The following is an 11,040-nucleotide window of genomic DNA, read 5'->3' as shown; positions in this document are numbered from 1 at the left end:
TCACCGCGGCGTCAAGCGGCTCAAACCACGTTATCCTCGTCGCCATCGTGGCAGGCCTCCACCCTATCGCCCCAATATCGTCATTATACCCTCTAAGTGAACAGTATTGGGGAGAGACCCCTCCCCATCGGTCGCCCTTGCCGTTGCTACCCCGCTGCTCGCCGCGAGGCAGAGGAACAGCGGGGGCTGTTCCTCGCGGAACTAAGGGCAAAGACCATGACCGGCAACACCAACACGGCAACCGATTTCCGCAATATCATCCTCAACGGCGACAACGTGGAACTGATGCGGGTAATGCCGCGTAATTCGGTGGATTTCATCCTGACTGATCCGCCTTACCTGGTGAACTATCAGGGCAGGGATGGGCGGAAGGTTCGCAACGACGATAATGCGCGCTGGCTCCGGCCCGCTTTCAACCAGATGCACCGTGTTCTGAAATGGGGCGGGTTTGCCGTTTCGTTCTATGGCTGGAACCGCATCGACTTATTCGCCGATGCCTGGAAGGCGGCGGGGTTCCGCATGGTCGGGCATATCGTCTTTCGCAAGTCCTATTCGTCCTCTTCCCGGTTTCTCCGGTATGAACACGAAAGTGCCTATCTTCTGGCCAAGGGCAATGTAACGCCCCCGGCAAAACCTATCCCCGATGTGCTCGACATGCCCTATTCAGGCAATAAACTGCACCCGACGCAAAAGCCGGTGGCGGCCTTGCTTCCCCTGGTGGAAGCTTTCTGCCCTGTAGGCGGTCTGGTGCTGGACCCGTTCGCGGGTTCCGGTTCGTCGCTGGTGGCGGCGCAGCATCTTGGGCGCGATTGGCTGGGCATGGAACTGGACCCGGAGCACGCGGCCACGGCGACCCGTCGGCTGGCCTGGCACGGGGCAGGGAGGGCGGCGGCGTAAGCCGCCCTTTTCTTTCTTCACGCTGACCGGGCGGCCAGAAAATCGCGCCGGTCCTTCGGGACCGGCGGTGGGGACGCGCTGCCCGCACGTGCGGCGCTCGCCGGCATGGCCGGCTCGCAAGGTTCAGTGAAACAGGGGGCTGGACCGGCGCCCTTTGATCCAATCCCAACGCTGCCAAGTCAACGCGCCGCGTTCCTGGCGCGAGCGGAAGGCACCGACAAGGGCGCCTCGGTCAGGATTGTCCGGCGCGCTCCGCGCGCTGTCCCGATCGTGAAAACGATGTCGGGAAACTGGCTTCTATTCCCTGGATATATCGGAACCGTCCCGGCATGTGTGAGATATTCCATTCCACGGAAAGGATGCGATCCATGCTGCTCGGTCTCGGAATTGCCCTTGGCGTCGCCGGTATCGGTTTCCTGTGCTGGCTGCTGTTTCTCTGTGCGGTCTATGCAGCTCCCCTGTTTGTGGCGGCAATGGTCTGCACCACATTTTATGACCACGCCATGATGTCCGGCTCTCATGCCATCCTTGCTGGTATCGCCGCCGGGATCATGGTTCTGGTGCTCGGTCAGGCGATCCTCGTCTCCTCGCACGATCCCGTCCTGCGGGTTACGGTCTCGCTCCTGCTTGCTTTGCCAGCCGCGCTGGCTGGATTTGGCATGACGCTGGGGTTCAGCGGTCTGGGCGATATGGGTGCCATTCCCTCGTATATCTTCGCGACATTCGGGGCGCTGTGTGTCGGTGGGGCCGCATGGACGCGGCTATGCGCCATCCAGCCCGCCTGAAAGATCGTTCCTTCGACGAACAGGAGGGGCTGAGGGTGGTCAGTCCCCGTTGCGCAGGGCAGCGTCATGGGGTGAGTTGACGCACTTCCCGCATCGAAAGGGCAGGGCACGGACCAGTGGATCGGAGGTCGGACCGTCCAGCTTCACGCTGAGATACACCTGTTCATACGGTGCAATGCAGGATCGGTGCTGCCCGCTGCCGTTTTCCTGCCCGGATGTGGGGGAGCAATAGATACAGGCCCGCTGTTCGATACGTGAACTGGTAACGGCCCCGGATTGTCCCGAGACGCAGAGAGACATCCCCATCAGACCCACGCCCCAGTCATGCAACACGACGGACTGCCCTGTCCCCACGCAAGGCTGACGGCGCCGCACATCATGGCCTCGGATAATGGCCGATCTGCCCGAAGACCGGCTTCGCCTCGCCCGGCTATGGCGCAACGGCGTCCCGCAACTTTCTTCCCCTGCCGGCTGCGCCGTCATTCCTCGCGAGGCAACAAAGTTCCGTGCCGCCGTCCTCCGCGTTGCTCCGGCCTGCCAGCAGGTGCGCCGCCGGTCGTCTCCGGGCTGACGATGGCCATCGAGGCCGTGGTGGTCGCGGCCCGATACAAGCCAGGAGACAGGACAATGATCATCGGTTCATTCAAAAAGGTCGGCGAGGGTTACGAAGGCGAAATCGTCACGCTGACACAGAAAATCCGGGGTATCCGCTTCGTGCCCGAAGCCAACCGGGCCAGCGACAATGTCCCCAACTTCCGGGTGCAGATCGGAAAACTGGAAGCCGGGGCCGCCTGGATCAAGCACACCACGGACTGGCGCAAATATCTCAGCGTGAAGCTGGACGATCCGACCCTTCCCGGTCCGATCTTCGCCAGCCTCTTCGAAGAGGAAGGTGGCGCCTACAACCTGGTCTGGAGCCGCCAGCGCCCGCGTAACGGGGACTGACCACCCCCGGCCCCTCCGGTTCGCCGGAGGGGCTTTCTTCTTCAGGCCAGTTATGGCTTCCCGCCGGTCGGTGCCTCTTCTGTTGCGACAACGTGGCTTTCATCCAGTAACGCCGCCGGCCGCACGCCCAGCGCCTGCGACGCATGCCACAGCGAAAGCAGCGTCGCGTTCTGTCGTCCGGTCTCGATCCAGCTGATATAGGCGCGGTCCACGCCCATCCGTTCCGCCAGGGCTTCCTGGCTGAGACCGGCGGCGCGTCGCAGGCGCCTCACGTTCGCGCCGAAGAGTCCTCGGATGTCCATCCGCAGGATAGGAACGATTTGTGTATTATCACGCTACGTATTATAATACACATGTGGTTTCTCTACCGCCGGAGTGATGTGCCGAGCGCATCACGTAATGCCGGAAAAACCGACATTTCCCGCCCGCGTGGCCTGAATCTTCCTCCTTCCTCCAAATAATCCCTATCAGGCCAAAGATTTTCGGGATCACCTCCCTGAGTCTTCGGGACTACCCGTTCTGGTCCTGCACCGGATACTGGGGGGAATCCATGACATATCGGGGGAGGAGGGCGTGCCGACAATCCGGCCGTGGGATGCCGCACCCCTTCGTCGCGCCTACGCCGGGCTCGACCCTGCCGGTCTCGCCCAGGAATGGCTGCGACATAATCCGGCCTACCGGCGCGATCATGCCGCAACCATTCGGACGAGCAAGGTTGACGCTGAGGCTTGGCGCACCTTCGCCCGTCGCTGGGGGTTGCGTTTTCCCTGTCGACCCTGATCTCCCAGCCTGGCTCGCCCCCGCTTTCTGGGATCCGGACATCGCGCCGGAGGTCGCCGTGCGTGGCGATGGGGGTGACATTCTGTCCCGTCTCGCGCCGTATGCGCGGGCACGATACGACGGTCCCGATGGTGTTCATCTCGTGCTGGACAGTGCAGCGGGTCTGCTGCGCCTTGTGATAGTCGTCGATCGGCAGCCCGATGCGCCAGGAACCTGGTTCATTATCGACGATCAGCACCTCGTGGCCCGTCTGGCCTGCGTCGCACGCTTTGGCCGCCTGCTTGCTGGCGAGATGCCCGGTCCTCTTCCCTCTACGCTGCGCCTGAGTCCCCAGCAGAAACTGCGGCAGATACGCATGCTCTGCATTGCCGAAGGCCGGCGCATGGGGGTGGCGGTCCGACGGATCGCGGCCGGCATCTACGGTGAGCATATCCTGCGCCTGTCCCGCAATGAATGGCGTGCCAGCTCATGGCACCGCGCCTTCTACCGCGATCTCGACGGTGCCGGTTTCTATCTGAACGGCGGACACATTGCTCTCCTTCAGGGGCTGAAGCAGGGGGGTGACAGTCTGGCGGCCTGAACTTTGTCATCCCTCCCCACAGCCCATTCTCCGGCAGCGTCCTCCCATGAGCCGCGACATCCCGCCAGCGGCCCGATACACCGGGAGAAAGACCCCATGCGTGTTCAGCCGACACTGCCACCGCGCTATCTGCGCACCCCGGACGCGGCCAATTTCGTTGGCCTGTCCATCCGCACCCTCGAAAAACATCGGAGCTGTGGCACCGGTCCGCTCTACCGCCAGCTTGGCGGCCGGATCGTCTATGCCGTCGAAGACCTCTGCGCCTGGGCCGATCTGAACGTCCGGCTGTCCACGGGTGATGGAGGCGGCATTCCCATGCCGTCCGATCCCCGCGCCTATATCATCCGCCTGCAGGCGAAGGCCCGTAAGGCACAGCGGAGTGCCGGACGATGATGCCGGCCGCTGATAGCTGGCGTCAGCCCGACCGCCGCTTCGTGGTCACGGGGTCGGCAAGGCCCCGTGACATTCGTGATCTCATGGGGCGTCCGTTTTTCGCATTGGGAAAAACGCCGCGCCTTACCCCGATCGATTACCAGGCACGACATATCGCGGTCATGGTTCGGGCTGAAAATGCCGGTGGTATGGCGACCGTCTGGGACGTCGATGTTCTGATCTGGCTGACCGGGCAGATCGTCGATGCGCTGAACCACGGATTGTGGGTGTCACGCCATGTGCGCTTCACACCATGGCGTCTATTTCAGGATCTGGGCTGGGCGACGGGCGCGCATGAGTATGATCGCCTCCATGGCGCGCTCGCGCGTCTGTCGGCGACAACAGTCATAACGAACATCCGCCAGGGCACTGACTGGAGGGAAAGACCGTTCCCCTGGATCAGTGATGTCCGGATATCCCGTGAAGATGGCGTGGCCCTGACGCTGCCGGAATGGCTGATGGAAGCCGCCTGCGATCGCTCGCGCGTGCTGAGCGTTGACCCAGCCTATTTCTGCCTTCGTGGCGGTCTGGAGCGGTGGCTTTACCGCCTGACGCGTCGGCATGCCGGACGGCAGAAGGAGGGGTGGCGCTTCGATCTGGCGGAGTTGCACGCACGCTCAGGCAGCCTGACCCGGCGTCGCGATTTCATCGCGAAAATCCGCGCCATTGTCGTCAGCCAGATCATCCCCGGTTATGCGTTTCGCGTCATTTCTGGCGGAAAACAGGGAGTTTTATGCGCTGTTCCAACGAGTCAATCCACCGAGGGTGTGGATAACGATGTGAAACATGTCGTTGGATCAACGGCGCATTATATCGTGGGAGCGACGGCGGATTTATCGTGGGATCATTGGCGAAAATCGGCGCAACGTGTTGTTTTCAAAAGAGGAATCAGCCCCGTAACTTATATAACTAATATAATAACTTATTATGTAGGGAATTTCGGTCTTTCGGTTCCCCTTCCGGCAGCCCGATCGGGACGTGCAGAAAAGGCTCGGGAAGCGGTCGCGGATCGCCTGGTCGGTGTCCCATGACCGCCCGTTCTTTCAGGCCGGACGATGCGGTCCTCACCACGGTTGAACTGACGTGGATCGAGAAGCGCATCGAACACTGGATCCGCTTCGGCCATCCCGTCGAGGATCGCATTCTCGATCGTCGGCGCAGGCTGATGAGTTTTGCGCCGGGCAGCGTGTTCGCGTTCATCCGCTGGGCCGCCAACGATTTCGGCACCGTGGTGTCCTGCATCGACATCGTGCGGGCGGTCGGGGCTCAGGAAGCCTGCCAGACGGTGCCGTTCGTGCGGCCCGGTGGCGAGAGCCTGCTGCGTCAGAGCGGCTGGCCCAAGGTGCGGCGCGTGCTGGAGGCCATCGACGGCGTGGAGGTGCTGGGGATCGATCCCGCCGCAGCCTGTCCCGATCACTGGCGGCATCTGCATCACCGGCTCACGGCGGCGCAGGAGCCACGTCCTTACACGTCAGAGCGCCATGAGGCATGGCTGCGCCGGAGGGCTGTGGCATGACGCATGGTCATTCCCCCATGGGTGACATCTCACCCCGCACACCCTTCCGCGTGCTGGACCTGTTCGCGGGTGCGGCTGGCGGCTGGACTCTGGGCCTGCACCGGGCGGGCTTCGTCACCGTCGCCGCCTGCGAGATCGTGGAATGGCGGCGCGTGCTCTATGCGGAGAACAATCCCCATGTCCGCCTCTACGACGACGTCCGGACCCTCACGGCAGGGCGACTTGTTTCCGACCTCGGTTTCCTGCCCGATCTCATCACGGGCAGCCCGCCGTGCCAGGACATCAGCAGCGCCAACATCAGGGGCAAAGGGATCGACGGCGCGCGGTCGGGCCTCTACCGCGAAGCCGTCCGCCTGGTCGGAGAGTGCTGCCCTCGCTGGTTCGCTTTTGAGAACAGCGCTAACCTCAGAACTCGCGGCGCGGACCGGCTGCTCGATGCGCTGGAGGCGCTCGGCTACGCCTGCGAACCGTGCGTGGTGGGTGCTGGAGACGTCGGCGCCTGCCATGTCCGCAAGCGGTCCTGGCTCATCGGTTTCGACCCCCGGCAGCTTGCCGACGCCGGTCTCGCAGTCGCAGCAGGGCGGGATGCGGATGGAAGGGGGATCGGGCGCGCGGGCGGCGATGAAGGCGTCGGGTCTTTACGATGTGTTCCGCACGGATCGTATGGCGACGCCACGGGCGTCGGATGCCGCGAAGGGTGGTCGGGGCGACGTGCTGGCGCAGATGACGGGGCAGGAGAACCGTCATGCGGGGATGCTGGGAACCCCGACTGCCAACCCTGCGCCACGGGGCAGCATGCTGCGTCGGTGCAGGGGGCGGATGACACCGGAGCAGGGCGATTTCAACCGTACGCCGACGATCGGGGAAGCGCTGTATTTCGAGGAGCACCAGCCTCCCTGCGGGATGCTGCCCACACCGCTCGCGCCGAATGGAGGTCGCCGGCTGAGTGCGGGGGAGATCAGGACAGGCCGTCGGGCGAACGGATCCAAGGCCCAGATCGACACGCCGAACCTACTCCGGCACGCGGATCTGGAAACGCTGCCCACGCCCACGAAACGGGACCGCCGGATGGACGGGTGGAGCGATGCCTACGACCGCCGCAAATCCCCGACGATGGACGCGGTGATGGATGGTGCGATGACGGGCCGAGCACCCCCGGACCGCTGGGCTGGAGCGCGGGCGCTGGCGGCGTTACTGCGGAGCCATGGGCTGACTGGAACGGCGGCCCTGCCGCTCACCTACGGCTGGATGATGGGCTTTCCGCCTGGCTGGCTCGCACGCGCGTTGCACTCGGCGATGGACGCCGGGCGTCTACCGCCAGCCTCGTCGTCGAGGCGTTCGGCGACGCGGTCGTCCCGGACATCCCCGAAGCCATAGGCAACGCCATCCTGCGGGTCGAACGCGCGCTCGACGCGGTCTTCGTGCGTGCGGCGGCGGGAGAAGTGTCATGACCCGGCGCGGCTGGTTTTTCACCACGTATTTCACCGTGCTCGGTGTGGGTGCTTCGCTGGCGTTTCATCCCACGCCGCACTGGGTCTGGAACGAGACGGCCAGCGTGCCGGTCGGCCTGTATCGCATCCAGCCCACGGTTCCGGTGCGCGTCGGCGACATTGTCGCCATCCGTCTTCCCGAGCACGAGGCAACGCTGCTGGCGACGCGCGGCTACCTGCCGTTCGGTGTGCCGCTGCTCAAGCCTGTGGCAGCGCTCGCGGGTCAGAGTGTCTGCCGCATCGGTGCGCATGTCAGCATCGACGGCAAACCTGTCGGTGACGCGAAATCTGTCGATCATCGAGGCCGCAAGCTGCCGGTCTGGCAGGGCTGTCAGCGTCTCGGTCAGGGGCAGGTGTTTGTCATGAACGCCGCCGTGCCGACCAGTCTGGACGGGCGGTATTTCGGCATCCTGTCGATGGACACCGTCATCGGGCGTGCCGTGCCGGTGCATGTGCGCACAGGCGAGGCCGAATTGCCTCCGCCGCATTTCGATCCCCTCCCGAAACCGGATGATTCCGTGAGGAAGGGACTGCTCCTGGCTCCGCCCATGATGCCCGCGAAAGAGAGCGAACCGCCGACCGAATGATGATCGTAAAGCACACGGATTTTCCATCATCCCTATCATTTCCGAAAGGATTTTTCCCATGAGCCAGATCGGATTTTTTACCCGCACCGCCGATGGTTTTGCCGGGCGGGTGCGCACCCTGTCGCTGGACGCCGAACTGACCTTCGTGCCAGCGGAAAACAATGGTGCGGAGCATGCGCCGGACTATCGCATCCATCTCGGTGACGGAGACGCTGGACCGGAGATTGGTGCCGGGTGGACCCGCACCGGGGAGCGTGCAGGCGAGTATATTTCCATTGTGCTTGATGATCCCAGTTTCATGCAGCCTGTCCGGGCCACGCTGTTCCAGGCGGGACGCGGTGGGCGTGAATGGCAACTGGTGTGGAACCGCCCCGCAAAACGTCCGGGAGGCCGGGAATGAACGGCCGCTTTTTCCTGCCTGGCCGCATGCTGGTCGTGCTCGCGCTGACGCTCTCGCCGACCATCGTCCGGGCGCAGGATTTTGACGATCTGGTGCGGCAGGCGGCGGAACGGAATGCGATCCCGGCGACGTGGGTGCGGGCGGTCCTGCAAGCCGAAAGTGCTGGCGATCCACATGCTGTTTCGGGTGCTGGTGCGATGGGGTTGATGCAACTCATGCCGGGCACCTGGAAGGAGGTCCGGCGCACGCTCAATCTGGGCGCCGATCCCTTCGATCCGCGTGACAATATCGCGGCCGGGGCAGCCTATCTGCGATGGCTGCACGACCGCTATGGCGATGCGGGATTTCTTGCCGCTTACAACGCCGGTCCCGGTCGCTATGACGATCACCTGGCGACTGGTAGGCCCTTGCCTGCCGAGACGATTTCCTACGTGGAATTCGTCAAACGGCTGATGAAAAACCGATCGTCTGACCTTCATCTTCCCGCTGCCTTTTTGCCCTTTCCGGCTCGTTCCTGGATGACGGCTGCGCTCTTCGTTTCCGGTCAGCCCGATGCGTTTCGGACCACAACTTCACGTCATGTCGCTGTTCCCGAGAATCTCTTCGCAGGGCATGCCGGGAGTACGTCCAACATGGTCCCGGTGAGGGGATCGGATCAGGTCCAGTGAGGCGTGAGAACCCCGGAAAACCAACAGAAAAGGGAGGGCTGGATAAAAGGCCGCACATCGCGGCTCGGTTGGGGTGTCTGTTTTCCGGGGTTTTTGAAGTCTTGTCGCGAGGTGCGTGGATTTTCCGCACCTCGCGACACGATGTCATCTCTTTGATCCGATGTGATCTTTCGCGCGGTGCGGGACATTTTTCATGAACAGGGATGAGGACTTCCGGGTTCGGCCAGGGCGTCTCCGCTCCACCCGCGCCCGGCAGGCGCGGCCCTTTGTGACGCAGGTGCTGGCGTCCGTGCAGCGGGCCGGTGGCAGGGTTTCCCGCTCGGGGAAAATCAGTGCCGGGCGTCGCTCCACCTTCGGGCGGGGCAGGGCCGCCGTCCATGCGGCCAATCGCCTGCTGACCAGCCGCTCGCGGGGCGTCGTCATCAAGGCGCGCGTCGTGCGCCACGCGCCGCGCGCCACACCATTGGCAGCACATCTGCGCTATCTGCGTCGGGAGGGGGTGACGCGGGACGGAGAGGATGCGCGCCTGTTTGGCAAGGACAGCGATGACATCCGCGCTTCGGACTTCGCGGAACGCTGCGATGGGGACCGGCATCATTTCCGTTTCATCGTCTCCCCGGAGGACGCGCCGGAGATGTCGGATCTGCGGGCTTTCGCCCGCGATCTGATGGGCCAGATGGAATCTGATCTCGGGACGAAACTGGACTGGGTTGCTGTCGATCACTGGAACACCGCCCATCCCCATCTGCACGTCATCGTCCGGGGTGTGGCGGAGGATGGGTCCGATCTGGTGATCGCGCGCGATTACATCCGTGAGGGCATGCGTGCCCGTGCCCAGGATCTGGTGACGCTGGAACTCGGGCCTCGCACCGATCATGACATCCATCAGGCGGTCGAGCGGCAGGTAAATGCTGACCGCTGGACCCAACTCGACCGACAGCTTCAGAGGGATGCCGGTGAAGATGGCATCATCGCTCTCGGGCGCGCGCCGGGCGAAACGCCGGACGCCTTCGCCACGGTGAAGCTGGGTCGCCTGCGTCGCCTGGAAACCATGGGGCTGGCGCATCAGGTCGGGCCGGATCGCTGGAGGATGGACGAGAGTGCGGAGGCCACATTGCGGGAGATCAGCGAACGCAACGACATCATCAAACGGATCCATCGGGGACTGGCGGAACAGAAGATCGATCGCACCGCGTCGTCCTGGGTGCTGGCGGGTGAGGACACCACCGATCCTGTGATTGGACGACTGGTCGATCGTGGCCTCGATGACGAACTGCGCGGCACGGCTTATGTTGTCATCGATGGAATTGATGGACGCACGCATCATGTCCGTATGCCGGACCTTGAAGCCGCTGGTGACGGAGCAGTCGGCTCCATCGTCGAACTGCGACATTTCATCGATAAACAGGGCCGTGGCCGTGCCGCGCTGGCCGTGCGTTCGGACGTCACGCTGGAGCGGCAGGTGACGGCGGACGGCGCTACCTGGCTCGACCGACAGGCCATCGCGCGGGAGCCTCTTGCGCTGGCCTCCACCGGGTTCGGCGCCGAGGTCAAGGAGGCGATGGAAAAGCGCACGGAGCATCTGGTGGAGCAGGGTCTGGCCAGCCACGATGGCGGGGGTATTCGATACGCGCGGAACCTGCTCGCCACGCTGCGCCAGCGGGAACTGGAGATGGTAGGACGGAACCTCAGCGGGAAGTCTGGGACACCGTTCCGGCAGAGCGGCCAGGGTGATCCCGTCACAGGCACCTATCGGCAGCGTTTCAATCTGGCGTCGGGCCGGTTCGCCATGATCGATGACGGGCTGGGCTTCGAACTGGTGCCATGGTCGCCCTCGCTGGAAAAGCAGCGCGGACGGGAAGTGTCGGGCATCATGCGCGGTGATGGAGGGATCGACTGGTCGTTCGCGCGGAAACGCGGGTTAGGTCTTTGACTGGGATGAGATGTATGTTGGCGGCTT

Annotated in this window: 14 protein-coding genes and 1 pseudogene; 14 read left to right on the top strand and 1 reads right to left on the bottom strand. The window is 63.7% G+C overall.

The window, feature by feature from the left end; all coding sequences use genetic code 11:
- The first annotated feature begins 216 nt into the window (after positions 1 to 216).
- From HLH25_RS17150 to HLH25_RS17140, 3 genes are all read left to right on the top strand, one after another.
- On the top strand, positions 217 to 897 hold the full coding sequence (locus HLH25_RS17150; RefSeq protein WP_182975232.1) for a DNA methyltransferase: 681 nt from the start codon (positions 217 to 219) through the stop codon (positions 895 to 897).
- A 368-nt stretch (positions 898 to 1,265) separates the two neighbouring features.
- Positions 1,266 to 1,682: a hypothetical protein gene (locus HLH25_RS17145; protein WP_012553486.1), complete on the top strand. Its 417-nt coding sequence runs from the start codon at positions 1,266 to 1,268 to the stop codon at positions 1,680 to 1,682.
- A 627-nt stretch (positions 1,683 to 2,309) separates the two neighbouring features.
- Positions 2,310 to 2,627 carry a DUF736 domain-containing protein gene (locus tag HLH25_RS17140; RefSeq protein WP_182975230.1) on the top strand — a complete coding sequence of 106 codons (318 nt, stop codon included), beginning with the start codon at positions 2,310 to 2,312 and terminating at the stop codon, positions 2,625 to 2,627.
- A 50-nt stretch (positions 2,628 to 2,677) separates the two neighbouring features.
- On the opposite strand, the gene HLH25_RS17135 is transcribed toward HLH25_RS17140, so the two are convergent.
- A complete protein-coding gene (locus HLH25_RS17135) occupies positions 2,678 to 2,929 on the bottom strand; it encodes a helix-turn-helix domain-containing protein (RefSeq protein ID WP_182975229.1) in 252 nt (83 codons plus the stop codon).
- 271 nt (positions 2,930 to 3,200) lie between these two features.
- Between HLH25_RS17135 and HLH25_RS20070 the strand changes: the two genes are divergently transcribed.
- From HLH25_RS20070 to HLH25_RS17090, 11 genes and pseudogenes are all read left to right on the top strand, one after another.
- A complete protein-coding gene (locus HLH25_RS20070; RefSeq protein WP_310889138.1) occupies positions 3,201 to 3,407 on the top strand; it encodes a transcriptional regulator domain-containing protein in 207 nt (68 codons plus the stop codon).
- 58 nt (positions 3,408 to 3,465) lie between these two features.
- On the top strand, positions 3,466 to 3,987 hold the full coding sequence (locus HLH25_RS17130; protein WP_310889137.1) for a DNA -binding domain-containing protein: 522 nt from the start codon (positions 3,466 to 3,468) through the stop codon (positions 3,985 to 3,987).
- A gap of 96 nt (positions 3,988 to 4,083) precedes the next feature.
- Entirely contained in the window at positions 4,084 to 4,380 is a 297-nt protein-coding gene (locus HLH25_RS17125) for a helix-turn-helix transcriptional regulator (protein WP_012553482.1), read from the top strand.
- Complete coding sequence (locus HLH25_RS17120; RefSeq protein WP_182975227.1) at positions 4,377 to 5,450, top strand: replication initiator protein A; 1,074 nt, start codon at positions 4,377 to 4,379, stop codon at positions 5,448 to 5,450. Before HLH25_RS17125 ends, HLH25_RS17120 begins: the two co-directional genes overlap by 4 nt.
- A complete protein-coding gene (locus HLH25_RS17115) occupies positions 5,447 to 5,935 on the top strand; it encodes a DUF2840 domain-containing protein (protein WP_182975226.1) in 489 nt (162 codons plus the stop codon). The genes HLH25_RS17120 and HLH25_RS17115 overlap by 4 nt, the downstream gene beginning before the upstream one ends.
- A pseudogene (locus tag HLH25_RS20380) lies at positions 5,908 to 6,417 on the top strand (DNA cytosine methyltransferase); the annotation flags it as partial. The gene HLH25_RS17115 and the pseudogene HLH25_RS20380, both read left to right, overlap by 28 nt.
- 22 nt (positions 6,418 to 6,439) lie before the next feature.
- Complete coding sequence (locus HLH25_RS20375) at positions 6,440 to 7,312, top strand: hypothetical protein (RefSeq protein WP_246402634.1); 873 nt, start codon at positions 6,440 to 6,442, stop codon at positions 7,310 to 7,312.
- Between the two features lie 70 nt (positions 7,313 to 7,382).
- Positions 7,383 to 8,012, top strand: a complete 630-nt coding sequence (locus tag HLH25_RS17105; protein ID WP_182975224.1) for a S26 family signal peptidase — start codon at positions 7,383 to 7,385, stop codon at positions 8,010 to 8,012.
- Positions 8,013 to 8,070: 58 nt separating this feature from the next.
- On the top strand, positions 8,071 to 8,412 hold the full coding sequence (locus HLH25_RS17100) for a DUF736 domain-containing protein (protein ID WP_182975223.1): 342 nt from the start codon (positions 8,071 to 8,073) through the stop codon (positions 8,410 to 8,412).
- Positions 8,409 to 9,080: a lytic transglycosylase domain-containing protein gene (locus HLH25_RS17095; protein WP_182975222.1), complete on the top strand. Its 672-nt coding sequence runs from the start codon at positions 8,409 to 8,411 to the stop codon at positions 9,078 to 9,080. The genes HLH25_RS17100 and HLH25_RS17095 overlap by 4 nt, the downstream gene beginning before the upstream one ends.
- 193 nt (positions 9,081 to 9,273) lie before the next feature.
- Complete coding sequence (locus HLH25_RS17090; protein WP_182975221.1) at positions 9,274 to 11,013, top strand: relaxase/mobilization nuclease domain-containing protein; 1,740 nt, start codon at positions 9,274 to 9,276, stop codon at positions 11,011 to 11,013.
- The last annotated feature ends 27 nt before the right edge of the window (positions 11,014 to 11,040 follow it).

The sequence above is a fragment of the Gluconacetobacter dulcium genome (genome assembly GCF_014174165.1).
In the GTDB taxonomy this organism is placed as follows: domain Bacteria; phylum Pseudomonadota; class Alphaproteobacteria; order Acetobacterales; family Acetobacteraceae; genus Gluconacetobacter; species Gluconacetobacter dulcium.
This window is presented reverse-complemented; position numbering and strand designations above follow the sequence as displayed.